Consider the following 16,631-nt stretch of genomic DNA (forward strand, 5'->3'; position numbering starts at 1 on the left):
TCTATCGGGGGCAAGCCCCCTCCCACATTTTTTGATTAGCGGCGTTTGGTGAGGCCCATTTTTATGCGGCCTTCGGCCGGGGTCATGACCCGCGCGCCCAGGCGGCTGAGGATTTCACTGGCGCGTTCCACCAGTTGGCCGTTGGTGGCGAGTACGCCCTTGTCCAGCCACAGGTTGTCTTCCAGGCCCACGCGCACGTTGCCACCCAGCAGCACTGCCTGGGCCGCCATCGGCATCTGCATGCGGCCGATCCCGAACCCTGCCCACACCGCGTCGGCAGGCAGGTTGTCGACCATGGCTTTCATGGTGGTGGTGTCGGCCGGCGCGCCCCACGGGATGCCCAGGCACAGCTGGAACAGCGGGTTGTCGAGCAGGCCCTCCTTGATCATCTGCTTGGCGAACCACAGGTGGCCGGTGTCGAAGATTTCCAGCTCGGCTTTTACCCCCAGCTCCTGGATGCGTTTGGCGCCAGCGCGCAGCTGGGCCGGAGTGGACACATAAATGGTGTCGCCATCGCCGAAGTTCAGGGTGCCGCAATCGAGGGTGCAGATTTCCGGCAGCAGTTCTTCCACATGAGCCAGGCGGGTCAGTGGGCCGACCAGGTCGGTATTGGGGCCGAATTCCATCGGGTTCTCGCCGCCGCCGATCTCCAGGTCGCCACCCATGCCAGCGGTGAGGTTGACGATGATGTCGATGTCAGCCTCACGAATGCGCTCCATCACTTCGCGGTACAGGGCGACGTCGCGGCTGAACTTACCGGTTTCGGGGTCGCGGACGTGGCAGTGCACCACGGTAGCGCCGGCTTTGGCGGCTTCCACGGCGGCGGCGGCAATTTGCTTGGGGGTGACCGGCACGTGAGGGCTTTTGGCGGTCGTGTCGCCAGCACCGGTGAGTGCGCAGGTGATGATGACGTCGTGGTTCATGAGGTGGGTTCCTTACAGGCGTGTGATTTCAAGGCGTAGGACGCCGTTCGCGGCCAGGGATGACCGCGACGCGGGGAGTCCAAAAAGGTTATTTGCTGGTCAATTGCAGGTTGGCGGCGGCCGGTTTGCCGTCGAAGGTGGTCACGCCTTCAAGCCAGCGCTGCTGGTCCTGCGGGTGATCCTTGAGCCACTGTTTGGCGGACTCCAGAGCGTCCTTGTGATCCAGCAGCGGCTGCATCATCCGGCTCTCGTCGGCGGCGGTGAAGGTCAGGTTGCTCAGCAGCTTGTGCACGTTGGGGCACTGCTCGGCGTAGGTCGGCGAGGTGACGGTCCAGACGGTGGCCATGCCTTCGTTCGGGCCCAGGGCGTCCTCGCTGCCGGTCAGGTAGGTCATTGCCACGTTGACGTTCATCGGGTGCGGCGCCCAGCCGAAGAACACCACGGCTTCCTTGCGGCGCACGGCGCGGTCCACGGCGGCGAGCATGCCGGCTTCGCTGGACTCCACCAACTGGAACTTGCCCAGGCCGAACTGGTTCTTGGCGATCATCGCCTTGATCTGGGTATTGGCGCCCGAGCCAGGTTCGATGCCGTAGATCTTGCCACCCAGTTCTTTCTCGAACTTGGCGATATCGGCGAAGGTTTTCAGGCCCTTGTCCGCCAGGTAAGTCGGCACGGCGAGGGTGGCGCGGGCATCTTCCAGGCTCGGTTTGTCGAGGACCTTGACCTGCTTGGCGTTGACGAACGGTGTGATGGTCTGGGTCATCAGCGGGTTCCAGTAGCCGAGAAACAGGTCCAGGCGCTGGTCGCGGATGCCGGCGAAGATGATTTGCTGGGAGGCGCTGGTTTGCTTGGTCTTATAGCCGAGGCCGTCGAGCAATACCTGGGTCATGGCGCTGGTGGCGATGACATCGGTCCAGTTCACCACGCCCATGCGCACGTTCTGGCAGGACGCCGCGTCGGCGGCCAGGACATTGGTGCTCAAGAGGGCGCTGGCACTGAGTGCGAGTACGCAACGGCTGATCAGTCGATTCATGGTGGATCCCTCGGCAGGTCGTTATTGTGGGGGCCGGCGTCTTTGTGCGCCGTGGGATCACGTTACGCAGCTTGGAGGGCGGCAAAACGCACGGCGGCGACTCACTCTTGCACTGCAGCGACCTGCCCCCTTGAATCCACCCGAGAACGGGAGTATCACAGTGCCACGCTGCCCGTCCGACGAGAGCGCCACCATGTCCCAGGATTTCTACTTTTTGCTGATGCCGGGCTTTTCGGCCATCGGTTTTATTTCGGCGCTTGAACCGTTGCGCGTGGCCAACCGCTTTCGTGGCGAGTTGTACCGCTGGCACGTATTGAGCGCCGATGGCGGCGCGGTGCTGGCGAGCAATGGCATGTCGGTCAACGCCGACGCCGCGCTGGAACCGTTGAAGAAGGGTGCCACCTTGATGGTGGTCGCCGGCTTCGAACCGCTCCAGTTCGCCACGCCCGCCCTGGAGCACTGGCTGCGCCGCCTCGACCACGACGGCGTCACCCTTGGTGCCATCGACACTGGCGCCTGTGTTCTCGCCGAGGCGGGCCTGCTCGACGGCCATCGCCTGACCCTGCACTGGGAAGCCATTGATGCCTTCAAGGAATCGTATCCGCACCTGAGCGTGACCCAGGAACTGTTCGAGATCGACCGCCGCCGCATCACCTGCGCCGGCGGCACCGCATCCATCGACCTGATGCTCGACCTGATCGCCCAGGCCCACGGCCCGGACCTGGCCATCCAGGTCTCCGAACAATTCGTGCTCGGGCGCATTCGCCCACGCAAAGACCACCAGCGCATGCAGATCGCCACGCGCTACGGCATCAACAACAAGAAGCTGGTGCACGTGATCGGCGAGATGGAGCAGCACACCGAGCCGCCCCTGAGTACCTTGGCCCTGGCTGACACGATCAAGGTCACCCGGCGCCAGTTGGAACGCTTGTTTCGCCTGCATTTGAACGACACGCCGAGCAACTTCTACCTGGGCCTGCGCCTGGAAAAAGCCCGGCAGTTGCTGCGCCAGAGCGACATGAGCGTGCTGGAGGTGAGCATTGCCTGCGGGTTTGAGTCGCCGTCGTATTTCACCAGGAGTTATCGGGCCAGGTTTGCCAAGTGTCCGAGGGAGGATCGGCGACGGGAGGTGGTTTGACGGGCAATTATAGTCAATTATACTCGCTACTATAATTTATAGTCCTTTACATAATTGAGTATAAAACCATGCCCAAGCACAGCGGCTTTGTGTTTCGCCGCCCCACCCTGGCACGCAGTATTGCCGATGGCCTGGTGGGGGCCGGTATTCAGGATTTCACCTCTGGCCTGTTCCTCGCGGCGCCCCGTCGCACCGGCAAAAGCACCTTTCTGCGCGAAGACTTGATTCCGGAATGTCAGCTCCGGGGCTGGCTGACGGTGTATGTGGATCTCTGGGCTGACAAAGAGAAAGATCCTGCAGAGTTGATTGCCAGTGCTATTGCGGCTGCTCTGGTTCCCTATGAAAAGGGCATTCGCAAACTGGCCAAGAACATCGGCATCGAGAAACTGAGCTTTCTGCGTACGCTCTCCTGGGACTTTACCAAGCCACAATTGCCTGTCGGGGCGACGCTGACCCAAGCGTTGGAATTGCTCCACAGCGCTGCTGAAAAACCCGTTGTGCTGGTGATTGACGAAGCGCAGCACGCATTAACCACCGAGTCGGGTATCAATGCGATGTTCGCGTTGAAGGCTGCCCGGGATCAGCTCAACCAAGGCCGTGACGAGGAAGGCAGCGGCTTGCGCCTGGTGTTTACCGGCTCCAACCGCGACAAGCTGGCTCACTTGGTGCTCGGCAAGAGCCAGCCGTTCTTCGGCTCCAGCATCACGCCGTTCCCCTTGCTCGGCAAAGAGTTCACCCAGGCGTACACCGTGCACCTCAACGCTCATTTGGCGCAAACCAATCAGTTCAACCCTGCCGACATTGATGAGGCGTTTGAGCTGGTAGGCCGGCGCCCCGAGATGTTGCGTACGATCATCGGTGAAGTCGCGTTGGAGTTAGGCGAGGCCAGTAACCTCGGCCAACTCCTGCACAGCCGCGCCGAGCTGTTGCGCGCGGGTGTATGGACCGAGTTCGAAAGCGCCTGGAACGCCCTGACCATCCCGCAGCGCGCCGTGCTGGAGGTGATGGTGGAGCGCTCTCAAAACAACGAACCCTTCGCGCCATTTACCGACAGCACCCTCACGGCTGTCAGCAAGGCGCTGGAAGATATGGGCAGCGACGTGGTACCGGGTACCCAGACCATCCAGGCCTGCATCGATGCCCTGCGCGACAAGGAACTGGTGTGGAAGTCGAGCCGGGGCGGGTATGCCCTGGAAGACAAGACATTCGGCGACTGGCTGCGGCACAAGCGCCATGCCCCCCACTAAAGACACCACACATCCCATGTGGGAGGGGGGCTTGCCCCCGATAGCGGTGGGTCAGCCAAAGCTGTATCAACTGACCGTCCGTCATCGGGGGCAAGCCCCCTCCCACATGGGGTGTTTGGTGTGGTTTATTTCTTCAGCAGTGCCGAACACGCCGTCTTGAAGGCCTCATGCTGATACTTGTTCAGTGTCGCCGGCAGGTCAAAGTTGTGCTTCTTGTTCTGCGCGTTGATGGTCTGTGGTGACAGCAGCGTCACCTCAACCCCCTCCAGCAGTTGAAACACCCCTTCAATCTTGAACGTGGTCGGGCCGCCGGCGAATTCGCCTTTCTTGCTGCGCTTCTTGATGGCGATGCGCTGGATAGCGTTTTCCTGCACGAACGCCTTCACCTGGGCGGCGAAGGCTTTGACGTTGGCGGCTTCATCGTCGTCTTCAAGGGCGATTTTCTTGGTGGCCAGGGCGACGTGGGTCAGTGTCTGGTCGTCCAGGGAGGCAACGGCGAAGATCGCTTCGCTGCCTTTGATTTCGATGCCGCAGAGAGTCATGAGTAGCCTTGGTTCAAAGAGAGAGGCAGGGATTGTCGCTTATTCCTGTCCAATCGACTCCAGAAACTCCGACCGCTCATCACTCATCCGCGCCAGGCAATCATTCTGCGCAATTGCATATTCCTTGGTGCCTGTCACCGCCGGGAAGGTATCCACCGCGCAATCGGCGTCACGCAGCTTTTCCCACTTCTGCTGGGCGTCCTTCAGACGAGCGGTAATGTCGGCGAGCTGTGACTTGTTGCGGCCATAGGTCGAACCCATGCGCTCCAGCAGGACCTGGTAGTTATCCTTGAGCAATTGTTCCGCGGTGGTTTTGTTGTAGGTGGCGCATTCCAGGGTTTGCTTGTCGTTTTCGATGCCGTCGCACGGCGTGCTGTCGGTGTCTTCGGCGGCGTGGACGCCGGTTGCGATGAGTGCCAAAGCCAGGAAAATCGATTTCATTGCGCCGTCTCATATCAGTGGATGACCGAATTCTGGCTCAAGCGTAAGACAAAGAACAGCCGCCAGTCAGACACCTCTTAACAGCCTTTGTCGCGGATTGACGCTTTCGGCAATTCCCCTGTCGTTTTTGCACCCGGCTCAGGTTGCCCCTGGGCATATGCTGGCCCCAAAGCGCCGGCAGACGATTCGGCGCATGAATCGCCAATAAGGGGACGCCTGATGAGCCCAGCGCAATTGCACGCCGACAGCATCGTTATCGACGGGCTGATCATTGCCAAGTGGAACCGCGAGCTGTTCGAGGACATGCGCAAAGGTGGCCTGACCGCCGCCAACTGCACCGTGTCGGTGTGGGAAGGGTTCCAGGCCACGATCAACAACATCGTCGCCAGCCAGACCTTGATCCGCGAGAACAGCGACCTGGTGATCCCGGTGAAGACCACCGCCGACATCCGCAAGGCCAAGGAACAGGGCAAGACCGGCATCATCTTCGGCTTCCAGAACGCCCACGCGTTTGAAGACCAGCTCGGCTACGTCGAGATCTTCAAGCAGCTCGGCGTCGGTGTGGTGCAGATGTGCTACAACACCCAGAACCTGGTGGGCACCGGTTGCTACGAGCGCGACGGCGGCCTGTCGGGCTTCGGTCGCGAGATCGTCGCCGAGATGAACCGCGTCGGCATCATGTGCGACCTGTCCCACGTCGGCTCCAAGACCAGCGAAGAAGTCATCCTCGAATCGAAGAAACCGGTGTGCTACTCCCACTGCCTGCCATCGGGCCTTAAGGAGCACCCGCGCAACAAGTCCGATGAAGAGCTGAAGTTCATTGCCGACCACGGCGGTTTTGTCGGTGTGACCATGTTTGCGCCGTTCCTGGCCAAGGGCATCGATTCCACCATCGACGACTACGCCGAAGCGATTGAATACACCATGAACATCGTCGGCGAAGACGCCATCGGCATCGGCACCGACTTCACCCAGGGCCATGGCCAGGATTTCTTCGAAATGCTGACCCATGACAAGGGCTACGCCCGCCGCCTGACCAGCTTCGGCAAGATCATCAACCCGCTGGGCATCCGCACCGTGGGCGAGTTCCCCAACCTCACCGAGACCCTGCTCAAGCGCGGCCACTCTGAGCGTGTGGTGCGCAAGATCATGGGCGAGAACTGGGTCAACGTCTTGAAGGACGTTTGGGGCGAATAAGCCAAACACCCCCAGGCATACCACTACGAATTTTTCTGGAGTTAAGTTTCCATGGCCAAGATCGCCCCGCAATTGCCAATCGAAGTCGACAGCGAAACCGGTGTCTGGACTTCCGACGCCCTGCCGATGCTGTACGTACCGCGCCATTTCTTCGTCAACAACCACATGGGCATCGAAGAAGTGCTGGGCGCCGAAGCCTACGCCGAGATCCTCTACAAGGCCGGCTACAAGTCCGCCTGGCACTGGTGTGAAAAAGAAGCCGAATGCCACGGCCTGGAAGGCGTCGCGGTGTTCGAGCACTACATGAAACGCCTGTCGCAACGCGGCTGGGGCCTGTTCAAGATCCAGGACATCGACCTCGACAAAGGCACCGCCAGCGTCAAGCTGGAACACTCGGCGTTCGTCTACGTGTACGGCAAGGTCGGGCGCAAGGTCGACTACATGTTCACCGGCTGGTTTGCCGGTGCCATGGACCAGATCCTGCAAGCGCGTGGTAGCCAGATTCGCACCGTGGCCGAGCAAGTCTACGGAGGCTCCGAAGAGGGCCACGATGACGGCCTGTTCATCGTCAAGCCGTTGTAAGCCGAGGACCCTGCCATGGCTTTCGAAGCAATGTTCCAGCCGATCCAGATCGGCAAACTGACCATCCGCAACCGCGTGCTCAGTACCGCCCACGCCGAGGTGTATGCCACCGACGGCGGCATGACCACCGACCGCTATGTGAAGTACTACGAAGAGAAAGCCAAGGGCGGTATCGGCCTGGCGATCTGCGGCGGTTCCTCGGTGGTGGCCATCGACAGCCCCCAGGAATGGTGGAGTTCGGTGAACCTGTCCACCGACCGCATCATCCCGCACTTCCAGAACCTGGCCGACGCCATGCACAAGCATGGCGCCAAGATCATGATCCAGATTACCCACATGGGTCGCCGCTCGCGTTGGGACGGCTTTAACTGGCCAACCCTGATGTCGCCGTCCGGCGTGCGCGAGCCGGTGCATCGCGCCACCTGCAAGACCATCGAGCCGGAAGAAATCTGGCGCGTGATCGGCAACTACGCCAGCGCCGCCAAGCGCGCCAAGGCCGGTGGCCTGGACGGGGTGGAACTGTCCGCGGTGCACCAGCACATGATCGACCAGTTCTGGAGCCCACGGGTCAACAAGCGTACCGACGAGTGGGGCGGTACCTTCGAAGGCCGCATGAAATTCGGCCTGGAAGTGCTGAAAGCCGTGCGCGCCGAGGTCGGTGACGACTTCTGCGTGGGCATGCGCCTGTGCGGTGACGAGTTCCACCCGGACGGCCTGTCCCACGAGGACATGAAGCAGATCGCCAAGTATTACGACGACACCGGCATGCTCGATTTCATTGGCGTGGTGGGCTCGGGTTGCGATACCCACAACACCCTGGCCAACGTGATCCCCAACATGAGTTATCCACCGGAGCCGTTCCTGCATTTGGCGGCCGGTATCAAGGAAGTGGTCAAGGTTCCGGTGCTGCACGCGCAGAACATCAAGGACCCGAACCAGGCCACCCGTATCCTCGAAGGCGGCTATGTGGACATGGTCGGCATGACCCGTGCGCACATCGCCGACCCGCACCTGATCGCCAAGATCAAGATGGGCCAGATCGACCAGATCAAACAGTGCGTCGGCGCCAACTATTGCATCGACCGCCAGTACCAGGGCCTGGATGTGCTGTGCATCCAGAACGCCGCGACGTCGCGTGAATACATGGGCGTGCCGCACATCATCGAGAAGTCCACCGGGCCCAAGCGCAAAGTCGTGGTGGTCGGTGCCGGCCCGGCCGGGATGGAGGCCGCGCGCGTGGCTGCCGAACGTGGCCACGACGTGACCCTGCTCGAGAAGAAAGAATTTATCGGCGGGCAAATCACCACCGCCTCCAAGGCTCCGCAGCGCGACCAGATCGCCGGTATCACCCGCTGGTTCCAACTGGAGCTGGCGCGTTTGAAAGTCGACCTGCGCCTGGGGGTTGCCGCTGACGCTGAAACCATTCTGGACCTGCGTCCGGACGTGGTCGTGCTGGCGGTCGGCGGGCATCCGAATGTCGAGCAAAACGAACACTGGGGCGCAGCCGAAGGCCTGGTGGTGAGCAGTTGGGACGTGCTCGACGGCAAGGTGGCGCCGGGCAAGAACGTGCTGGTGTACGACACCATCTGTGAGTTCACCGGCATGTCAGTGGCGGATTTCCTCGCGGACAAAGGCAGCCAGGTCGAGATCGTCACCGACGACATCAAACCCGGCGTGGCCATCGGCGGTACGTCGTTCCCGACCTACTACCGCAGCATGTACCCCAAGGAAGTGATCATGACCGGCGACATGATGCTGGAAAAGGTCTACCGCGAAGGCGACAAGCTGGTGGCGGTGCTGGAGAACGAATACACCGGCGCCAAGGAGGAGCGGGTGGTGGACCAGGTGGTGGTGGAGAACGGTGTCCGTCCGGACGAGGAAATCTACTACGCCCTCAAGCCAGGTTCGCGCAACAAGGGCCAGATCGACGTTGAAGCCCTGTTCGCGATCAAGCCGCAGCCGTGCCTGAGCGAAACGGGCGATGGGTACTTGCTGTTCCGCATCGGTGACTGTGTGGCCCAGCGCAATACCCACGCTGCCATCTATGACGCCCTGCGCCTGTGCAAGGATTTCTAAGCCGGCCTTGAACCAATGTGTACTCGGTCCAAATGTGGGAGGGGGCTTGCCCCCGATGGCGGAGTGTCAGTTGATACAGCTGTTGCTGAACCACCGCCATCGGGAGCAAGCCCCCTCCCACATTCAGGGCCGGTTTCACAGTAGACCTGTGTGGTCTGTGGGAGCTTCACCATGTTGAACACCTTGCTGCCTATTCTTTTGTTTGCCGCCCTGGGCCTCGCCGTCCTCGGCGCCCTGCGCCGGGTGAACATGTGGCGCCGTGGCCGCGCGTCCAAGGTCGACCTGCTGGGCGGCCTGCTGGCCATGCCCAAGCGCTACATGGTCGACCTGCACCACGTGGTTGCCCGCGACAAATACATCGCCAACACCCACGTCGCTACGGCGCTGGGCTTTGTGCTGTCGGCGCTGCTGGCGATCCTGGTGCATGGCTTTGGCCTGCACAATCGCATCCTCGGCTACGCCTTGCTGTTGGCCTCGGTGCTGATGTTTGTCGGCGCCACGTTCGTCTACCTGCGTCGGCGTAACCCACCGTCACGCCTGTCCAAGGGCCCGTGGATGCGCCTGCCGAAAAGCCTGATGGCGTTCTCGGTGAGCTTCTTCCTGGTGACCTTGCCGGTGGCCGGGATCCTGCCTGCCGACTTCGGCGGCTGGCTGCTGGCAGCGTTGCTCAGCGTTGGCGTGCTGTGGGGCGTGTCCGAGATGTTCTTCGGCATGACCTGGGGCGGCCCGATGAAACACGCCTTCGCCGGGGCTCTGCACCTGGCCTGGCACCGCCGCGCCGAGCGTTTTGGCGGTGGCCGATCCACAGGTTTGAAGCCGCTGGACCTGACCGACAAAAGCGCGCCACTGGGCGTGGAAAAACCCAAGGATTTCACCTGGAACCAACTGCTCGGCTTCGACGCCTGTGTGCAGTGCGGCAAGTGCGAAGCCGCGTGCCCGGCATTTGCCGCCGGCCAGCCGCTGAACCCGAAAAAGCTGATCCAGGACATGGTGGTCGGCCTCGCCGGCGGCACCGATGCCGCATTCGCCGGCAGCCCGTATCCCGGTAAGCCGATCGGCGAACACAGCGGTAATCCTCATCAACCGATCGTCAACGGCCTGGTGGACGCCGAGACCCTGTGGTCGTGCACCACCTGCCGCGCCTGCGTGGAAGAGTGCCCGATGATGATCGAGCACGTGGACGCCATCGTCGACATGCGCCGCCACCTCACCCTGGAAAAAGGCGCCACACCGAACAAGGGCGCCGAAGTCCTGGAGAACCTGATCGCCACCGACAACCCGGGCGGCTTTGCCCCGGGCGGGCGCCTGAACTGGGCGGCAGACTTGAACCTGCCGCTGTTCAGTGAAAAAGGCAGCGCCGATGTGCTGTTCTGGGTCGGCGACGGTGCCTTCGACATGCGTAACCAACGGACCTTGCGCGCCTTCGTCAAAGTGCTGAAAGCGGCCAAGGTCGACTTCGCCGTGCTTGGCCTCGAGGAGCGCGACAGTGGCGATGTGGCCCGTCGCCTGGGCGATGAAGCGACCTTCCAGCTGTTGGCCACACGCAATATCCAGACCTTGGCCAAGTACAGCTTCAAGCGCATCGTCACGTGCGACCCGCACAGTTTCCACGTGCTGAAAAACGAATACGGCGCCTTCAACGGTGACTATGTGGTGCAGCATCACAGCACTTACATGGCCGAACTGATCGGTGACGGCGCATTAAGTCTGGGCCAGCACAAGGGCAACAGCGTGACCTATCACGACCCTTGTTACCTCGGCCGCTACAACGGCGAATACGAAGCACCGCGCCAAGTGCTGCGGGCGCTGGGGATCGAGGTCAAGGAAATGCAACGCTCGGGCTTCCGTTCACGCTGCTGCGGTGGCGGCGGCGGTGCGCCGATTACGGACATTCCCGGCAAGCAACGTATCCCGGATATGCGCATGGACGACATCCGTGAAACCGGCGCCGAGCTGGTGGCCGTGGGGTGCCCACAGTGCACCGCGATGCTCGAAGGCGTGGTCGAACCGCGCCCACTGATCAAGGACATCGCCGAGTTGGTGGCTGACGCCTTGCTCGAAGATGCCACGCCGGCCAAGGCTCCCATCCCGCGTGAACCTGCGGAGGTGCACTGATGAGCGACATTATCCGCCGCGACCCACGGGCCGAATGGATTGCCCGTAACCGTCTGCACCCGCTGCATGCGGCGATGCAGCCGCTGCAACACAGCTGGATGGGGCCCAACGGCGTCATTCGCAAGAACGTGCACGGTGTCGGTTTTATCGGCCCCAACGGCATCAAGCGCATCGACCGCAGCGGCGCCCAGCAGGGTGGCGCGACCAAGCGTACAGCCGCGGTAGAAGTGCAGTTGCCGTTGCACCAGGTGCCCAGCCCGGCGTTCTACATCAACGTGGTGCCGGACATGGTCGGCGGCCGCTTGAGCAGCCATGACCGAGACCTGCTCGGCCTGGCCCGGCAACTGGCTGGCAGCGACGGCGCGGTACTGGCGGTGGTGTTTGGCGAGCATAAGGAAAGCGCGTTTGCCACGGCCGGTGTCGATCGTCTGCTGGTGCTGGAAGGCCACGAGTTCGACGGTTACTCACCGGAGCAGCGCGTCCAGGGCCTGCGGGCCGTGGATCAGCAATTCAACCCGCGCCACTGGTTGCTGCCCGACAGCCGCAGTGGTGGTGGCGAACTGGGTCGGCGTTTCGCCGCCAGCCTCAAGGAGCGCCCGGCCACGCGGGTGTGGCAGATCAAGGGGGAGGAATGCATCGGCCGCGCGGGTGCCGGCCAGCAAGACTTGGCTCGACCGCTGCCGCGCCTGATCCTGGCCGCCGCCGAGTGTGCCGATCCGGTCAGCGATACCCGTCACGAAGTGCTGCCGGTAGCGTTATCCACAGCCCTGGCGCGCAGCCTGCCGCGTATCGAGGACCTCGGCGCAGTGGCGGTGGACCCGGCGGCGATTCCCATGGCCGAGGCCGAATTCATCTTCTCCGGCGGCAACGGGGTCAAGGACTGGGCACTCTTCCACCAGACCGCCGCCGCACTGGGCGCGACCGAAGGCGCCTCACGGGTAGCGGTGGATGACGGTTTCATGGCGCGCGACCGCCAGGTGGGCGCCAGCGGCACCTGGGTCACCGCACGGGTCTACGTGGCCGTGGGGATCTCCGGGGCGATCCAGCACCTGCAAGGTATCGGCGCCTGCGACAAAGTGGTGGCGATCAACCTCGACCCGGGCTGCGACATGATCAAGCGCGCCGACCTGTCGGTGATCGGCGAAAGCGCCGCGATACTGCAAGCCTTGATCGACGCGGTCCAGACATACCGCAGCGGCGCCAAGCGCGATGCGGCTTAAGGAAATGGCCATGACGACGAATGTAATCAGCCTGGTGTCCATCGGCGCCCACCCGACCTCCGGCCGGCCGCGCCGCGCCGAACAGGATGCACGCGCTGTGGAACTGGGTTTGCAACTGGCAGGGGATACGTTGCAGGTACTGCATGCCGGCAACATCGCCGAACCCACGTTGCGCAGCTACCTGGGCATGGGGTTGCCGCAACTGCAAGTCCTTGAGCAACCGCTGGGGGCCGACGTGTTGCCGGCGCTCAGCGACTACCTGCGCGACGCGGGGGCACACATCGTGCTGACTGGCAGCCAGGCGGAAACCGGCGAGGGGTCGGGCATGTTGCCGTTCCTGCTGGCCGAGCATCTGGGCTGGCCGTTGATTGTGGGGCTGGCGCAGGTGGAGTCCATCGACGCGGGCGTGGCCCATGTACTGCAAGCCTTGCCCCGTGGCCAACGCCGCCGCTTGAAGGTGCGCCTGCCGTTCCTGGCGACGGTGGATAACGCTGCGCCCAAACCTCGGCAAAGTGCCTACGGCCCTGCGCAACGCGGTGAGCTGGCGGCCCATGAGGTTGAGGTTCAAGAGGATGAGTTATTCGGCAGTGCGCTGTTGCAACCGGCCAAACCTCGGCCCAAGCGGCTCAAGGTGATCAAGGCCAAGAGCGGCGCCGACCGCATGAAGGCCGCCACGGCCAAGGCCAGCGGCGGCGGTGGGCAGGTGCTCAAGGGCGTAAGCGCCGAGGAAGGCGCCCAAGCCATTCTCAAGTTGCTGATCGAAGAAGGCGTGGTGCGTTAACGCCTAAACACTGCAAAACAAATGTGGGAGGGGCTTGCCTCCCCTTTTATCTCAAACGACCGCACTTTTGTGGTAGCGGGCTTGTTGTGGCAAGCCCCAATACCCGTCAGTTAAGCACCTATCGCCTTCTGTAGGAGCGAGCTTGCTCGCGAAAAACGTCAACGATAACGCGTGTTTCCTGAATGAACACGGCGCCTGTGAGTTTTTCGCGAGCAAGCTCGCTCCTACAAAAAGCCTTAACTGACTGGCATTGGGGCAAGCCCGCTCGCCACAGGGGTTCCAGTTTGCTGCGCGACGGCGCTAAGTCGGGTATTCAGCGGGACCTCATCTCCATCAGACCATGAAATCAAGGCGATGCCGGTGCGGGTGCCTGCGCGGGTTTGGGCACCAGGTCTGGCAAGGCTGACGGCAATGGCGGCGGCGGCAATGCCTGCCAGGTGCCATCCGACGGCTGCATCGGCGCGGGCAACGCCGGGGTAGGGTCGCCCCCAGTGGGCTTGAGGATCATTTTCTCGGTGGTATCGCGCAGGATCATGCCCTCGGTCGAACTGCGTGCCTCCGTGCCGCTGTGGAAGGTGCTGATCTGGGAAATCGGCAGGTCCAGGTTGCGTTCGATCCTCGGCGTCAGCAGCAGGATGATCTCGGTTTTCTGCTGGGTGTTCTGGTTGCTGCCGAACAGTTTCTTGCCAATCCACGGGATCTGGCTCAACCACGGCAGCCCTGAGCCTTCGTCGATATCCGCCGTGCGGATCAGCCCCGAGACGATCTGGGTTTCATTGTTGCGCGCGGTCAACAAGGTCTTGGTCGCGCGGGAGCCCAGCTCGAAGGTGGCCGGCACATTGTCCGAGCCGGGAATGCGCTTGGTGATATGGCTCATTTCCACGTTCAATTCCAGGTTCACCTCATCGCTCACGCTGATATTGGGCTTGACGTTGATCTGCAGCCCCACGTCCTGGTATGTCACCGACGACGTGGTGACCTGGTTGGCGGTGGTGGTGGTCACCACCGGGATCTTGTCGCCAATATTCACCTGGGCTTCTTCACGGTTGCGCACGCGGACCCTGGGGTTGGCCAGGGTCACCGTATTGCCGCTGCGTTGCAGCATGTTGATGCGCGCCGAGGTGCTGCCCGCGTCGAGCAGGATGTTGTCGCCGTTCACGCCGCGCAGTGCGCTGATCGGTGTGCCCGCCAGCCCACCGGGCAGGTTGCTGAAGTTGCCCAGCGACAGGCCGATACTTTCTGGGTAGACGATGCCCAGGTTCCGTTCGTCATTCAGGCTGACCTCCAGCACCTGGATATCGATGGTCACTTCCGACTGTGCGATATCAATGGCCTCCACCAGTTTTTCCACGGCGCTGAGGGTGTCGAGGCCATCGCGCACGATCACCGCGTTGAGGCGTTCGTCCACCAGTACTTCCTTGGGCTTGAGGACTTGCTTGATTTCGGCGCCGACGACCTTGGGGTCGCCATGGCTGAGGTAGAACGTGCGCACTGCCAGCTCACGGTATTCACGCTCTTTGTCCGCCCGCCGGGGATAGATGAGGATGGTGTTGGGGTTGAGGATTTTCTTGTCCAGGCCCTGGGTGGTCAGCAGCAGGTTAAGCGCGTCTTCGGCGGTAGTTCTGCTGGCGCTCATGCTTGCCGAGGCGCTGGGATTGACGTCCTTGTCGATGACGAAATTGACCCCGGACAGCCGCGCAATCGTTTCGAAAATCGTGCTCAGGCTCTGCGAGCTGAAGTCCAGGCTGAGCGGTTTGCGCATTGCGTCACTGAGGTCGGGGCTGAGGTAGTCGGCGCTGACCAATTGGCGGGTGAGGGCACTGCGTAAATCGAGGGCGGCGCGGTAATTGGGTTTTTGCGCGATAACCTGGCGCACCAGGTTCAATGCTTCCACGGGTCTCGATTGTTGCAGGGCATAGGCCCGCTCCAGCTGTGGCCGCAGCTGCTTCATCGCCTGGATGCTCTGGATTTCCTGGCGTGCGCCGAGGTTGCTGGGGTCGTACTTGAGGATGGTTTCCAGCGCGCGGATGGCGGCTGCATCATCGCCGCGCAGCAAGGCGGCACTTGCTTCCCGGCTGTATTGGGCGACCAGCAACTCCAATTTGCCGAATTGTGCCGTGCGCAACCGCACATCGTCAGGCGCTTCCTTGGCTTCGGCTTGCAGCACCTCGACCGAGCGCACGATGTCGCCCTGTTGGCGCAACGCGTCGCTCTGCTCGATGGCGCGCTGGGTTTCACAGGCCCCCAGCAGCGTCAGGGCCAGGCTCAGGGGAAATAACGTATGTCTCGCCATGATCCTGTCCTTCCCCGGTCAGTGTTTGTCCAGGCGCAAGGTGCTGGCATGCTTGAGCGGCATGAAGGTCAGCACCACGGCGGTGTCGGTGAGCTTATCCAGCCGGTACTGGGCATCGAGCATCTTGCCCGGCTCAATGTGCCCGGGCACCGCGCAGCGGTGGCACAGGGTGTACTGGCGGCCATTGCCGCGCAGCACCACGATTTTCGGCTGGTTTTCGTAGCGCCACTGCGCGCTCACGCTGAACGGCAACGGCGGTGGTTGGGGCGGCGAAGTGTCGACCGGTGTTGGCGGCGGCGGTGGCGTCCAGGTCTGGGCGGGAAACAGGTCGACCCCTTCAACCTCGTCCGGGGGGCCGGGGGCGACGGGGGCCGAGGGCGCTTCGACGGCCCGCGCGATCGCCGGCGTCGAGGCTGTCTCGGGGCTGTCTGCAGTGTCCTCCCAGAACAGCCAGGCGCAGCCGACCAGGGTCAGCAGCAACAGCACGCGCAAGTACAGCGGCAGTTTCATTCCACCACCCCCAGCACACTCAGCTTGAGGCTGATGTCCAGCAGGCCGTTGCTGATTGCCTTGCGCTCCAGGGTCACGCTTTCAATGCGCACGCCTGGCTCTTTAGCGATGTCGACCAAGGTACTGCGCAGCAGCAGGTAGGGGCCGGAGAGGGGGATCTCCAGGTCCAGGCGCTGCAACCCGGTGTCGCCGGGGGCGGAGTAGGCCAGGGTGGTCTGTTCGATGATGAAGCCGCGTTGAGTGACCAGGCCCAGCAGTTTTTCCAGGCGCGGGGCGAAGTCCTCAGCGCTGGGCAAGCGCTCAACCACGGCCGGCTCGGTGACCTGGACCTGCTCGGGGTGTGCGGCGATGCCAGCTTCCAGTGCCTGGCGACGCAGGCTGTCGGCCACGCCGGCCGGGTGAATCAGCGTGACCTCGATCACCAGCGTCGCGGCCATCACCCCCAGCGCCAACAGGCCCCAAAAGCCCAGGCGCTGTTGCGCTTGCATCAAGTGCCAACGCAGGCGCGGCCAGTGGCGGGTGAGCGCGTCCAT

Annotated in this window: 15 protein-coding genes; 8 read left to right on the plus strand and 7 right to left on the minus strand. The window is 62.6% G+C overall.

The window, feature by feature from the left end:
* Positions 1-35: 35 nt before the first annotated feature.
* On the minus strand, positions 36-923 hold the full coding sequence (locus tag A7317_RS26405; protein WP_024077816.1) for a 3-keto-5-aminohexanoate cleavage protein: 888 nt from the start codon (positions 921-923) through the stop codon (positions 36-38).
* 88 nt (positions 924-1,011) lie between these two features.
* Complete coding sequence (locus tag A7317_RS26410; RefSeq protein WP_024077815.1) at positions 1,012-1,956, minus strand: choline ABC transporter substrate-binding protein; 945 nt, start codon at positions 1,954-1,956, stop codon at positions 1,012-1,014.
* Between the two features lie 193 nt (positions 1,957-2,149).
* Here A7317_RS26410 and A7317_RS26415 point away from each other — a divergent pair, with 193 nt between their 5' ends.
* Positions 2,150-3,094: a GlxA family transcriptional regulator gene (locus A7317_RS26415; RefSeq protein WP_024077814.1), complete on the plus strand. Its 945-nt coding sequence runs from the start codon at positions 2,150-2,152 to the stop codon at positions 3,092-3,094.
* Between the two features lie 68 nt (positions 3,095-3,162).
* Positions 3,163-4,341 carry an AAA family ATPase gene (locus A7317_RS26420; protein ID WP_024077813.1) on the plus strand — a complete coding sequence of 393 codons (1,179 nt, stop codon included), beginning with the start codon at positions 3,163-3,165 and terminating at the stop codon, positions 4,339-4,341.
* Between the two features lie 125 nt (positions 4,342-4,466).
* Here A7317_RS26420 and A7317_RS26425 read toward each other — a convergent pair whose 3' ends face one another.
* Positions 4,467-4,883: a DUF3010 family protein gene (locus A7317_RS26425; protein WP_069077112.1), complete on the minus strand. Its 417-nt coding sequence runs from the start codon at positions 4,881-4,883 to the stop codon at positions 4,467-4,469.
* A 39-nt stretch (positions 4,884-4,922) separates the two neighbouring features.
* Entirely contained in the window at positions 4,923-5,324 is a 402-nt protein-coding gene (locus tag A7317_RS26430) for a lysozyme inhibitor LprI family protein (RefSeq protein ID WP_069077113.1), read from the minus strand.
* 219 nt (positions 5,325-5,543) lie between these two features.
* Between A7317_RS26430 and A7317_RS26435 the strand changes: the two genes are divergently transcribed.
* From A7317_RS26435 to A7317_RS26460, 6 genes are all read left to right on the plus strand, one after another.
* A complete protein-coding gene (locus A7317_RS26435; protein WP_024077810.1) occupies positions 5,544-6,521 on the plus strand; it encodes a dipeptidase in 978 nt (325 codons plus the stop codon).
* Between the two features lie 51 nt (positions 6,522-6,572).
* On the plus strand, positions 6,573-7,103 hold the full coding sequence (locus A7317_RS26440) for a 4-vinyl reductase (protein ID WP_024077809.1): 531 nt from the start codon (positions 6,573-6,575) through the stop codon (positions 7,101-7,103).
* Between the two features lie 15 nt (positions 7,104-7,118).
* Positions 7,119-9,179, plus strand: coding sequence for a dimethylglycine demethylation protein DgcA (gene dgcA, locus A7317_RS26445; protein ID WP_024077808.1), 2,061 nt, complete (start codon positions 7,119-7,121; stop codon positions 9,177-9,179).
* Positions 9,180-9,350: 171 nt separating this feature from the next.
* Positions 9,351-11,294 (plus strand): dimethylglycine demethylation protein DgcB, encoded by a 1,944-nt coding sequence (gene dgcB / locus A7317_RS26450; RefSeq protein WP_024077807.1) that lies wholly within the window; start codon positions 9,351-9,353, stop codon positions 11,292-11,294.
* Complete coding sequence (locus A7317_RS26455) at positions 11,294-12,514, plus strand: electron transfer flavoprotein subunit alpha/FixB family protein (protein WP_024077806.1); 1,221 nt, start codon at positions 11,294-11,296, stop codon at positions 12,512-12,514. The genes dgcB and A7317_RS26455 overlap by 1 nt, the downstream gene beginning before the upstream one ends.
* Before the next feature lie 10 nt (positions 12,515-12,524).
* Positions 12,525-13,295 carry an electron transfer flavoprotein subunit beta gene (locus A7317_RS26460; RefSeq protein ID WP_024077805.1) on the plus strand — a complete coding sequence of 257 codons (771 nt, stop codon included), beginning with the start codon at positions 12,525-12,527 and terminating at the stop codon, positions 13,293-13,295.
* 346 nt (positions 13,296-13,641) lie between these two features.
* Here the strand turns inward: A7317_RS26460 and A7317_RS26465 are convergent, their stop codons facing one another.
* From A7317_RS26465 to A7317_RS26475, 3 genes are read right to left on the minus strand one after another with little or no spacing between them, the layout of a single operon-like run.
* Positions 13,642-15,588: a secretin and TonB N-terminal domain-containing protein gene (locus A7317_RS26465; RefSeq protein WP_069077114.1), complete on the minus strand. Its 1,947-nt coding sequence runs from the start codon at positions 15,586-15,588 to the stop codon at positions 13,642-13,644.
* Positions 15,589-15,606: 18 nt separating this feature from the next.
* Positions 15,607-16,098, minus strand: coding sequence for a hypothetical protein (locus tag A7317_RS26470; RefSeq protein ID WP_069077115.1), 492 nt, complete (start codon positions 16,096-16,098; stop codon positions 15,607-15,609).
* Entirely contained in the window at positions 16,095-16,631 is a 537-nt protein-coding gene (locus A7317_RS26475; RefSeq protein ID WP_069077116.1) for a hypothetical protein, read from the minus strand. Before A7317_RS26475 ends, A7317_RS26470 begins: the two co-directional genes overlap by 4 nt.

The organism is Pseudomonas fluorescens, from assembly GCF_001708445.1.
Taxonomy (GTDB): Bacteria; Pseudomonadota; Gammaproteobacteria; order Pseudomonadales; family Pseudomonadaceae; genus Aquipseudomonas; species Aquipseudomonas gorinensis.

Excerpts from the sequence above, each read along its gene's own strand:
- A7317_RS26470 (WP_069077115.1), bottom strand. The coding sequence starts at position 16,098 with ATGAAACTGCCGCTGTACTTGCGCGTGCTGTTGCTGCTGACCCTGGTC.
- A7317_RS26465 (WP_069077114.1), bottom strand. The coding sequence starts at position 15,588 with ATGGCGAGACATACGTTATTTCCCCTGAGCCTGGCCCTGACGCTGCTG.
- A7317_RS26460 (WP_024077805.1), top strand. The coding sequence starts at position 12,525 with ATGACGACGAATGTAATCAGCCTGGTGTCCATCGGCGCCCACCCGACC.
- A7317_RS26475 (WP_069077116.1), bottom strand. The coding sequence starts at position 16,631 with ATGGACGCGCTCACCCGCCACTGGCCGCGCCTGCGTTGGCACTTGATG.
- A7317_RS26425 (WP_069077112.1), bottom strand. The coding sequence starts at position 4,883 with ATGACTCTCTGCGGCATCGAAATCAAAGGCAGCGAAGCGATCTTCGCC.
- A7317_RS26440 (WP_024077809.1), top strand. The coding sequence starts at position 6,573 with ATGGCCAAGATCGCCCCGCAATTGCCAATCGAAGTCGACAGCGAAACC.
- dgcA (WP_024077808.1), top strand. The coding sequence starts at position 7,119 with ATGGCTTTCGAAGCAATGTTCCAGCCGATCCAGATCGGCAAACTGACC.
- A7317_RS26435 (WP_024077810.1), top strand. The coding sequence starts at position 5,544 with ATGAGCCCAGCGCAATTGCACGCCGACAGCATCGTTATCGACGGGCTG.
- A7317_RS26410 (WP_024077815.1), bottom strand. The coding sequence starts at position 1,956 with ATGAATCGACTGATCAGCCGTTGCGTACTCGCACTCAGTGCCAGCGCC.
- A7317_RS26430 (WP_069077113.1), bottom strand. The coding sequence starts at position 5,324 with ATGAAATCGATTTTCCTGGCTTTGGCACTCATCGCAACCGGCGTCCAC.
- A7317_RS26420 (WP_024077813.1), top strand. The coding sequence starts at position 3,163 with ATGCCCAAGCACAGCGGCTTTGTGTTTCGCCGCCCCACCCTGGCACGC.
- A7317_RS26405 (WP_024077816.1), bottom strand. The coding sequence starts at position 923 with ATGAACCACGACGTCATCATCACCTGCGCACTCACCGGTGCTGGCGAC.
- A7317_RS26415 (WP_024077814.1), top strand. The coding sequence starts at position 2,150 with ATGTCCCAGGATTTCTACTTTTTGCTGATGCCGGGCTTTTCGGCCATC.
- A7317_RS26455 (WP_024077806.1), top strand. The coding sequence starts at position 11,294 with ATGAGCGACATTATCCGCCGCGACCCACGGGCCGAATGGATTGCCCGT.
- dgcB (WP_024077807.1), top strand. The coding sequence starts at position 9,351 with ATGTTGAACACCTTGCTGCCTATTCTTTTGTTTGCCGCCCTGGGCCTC.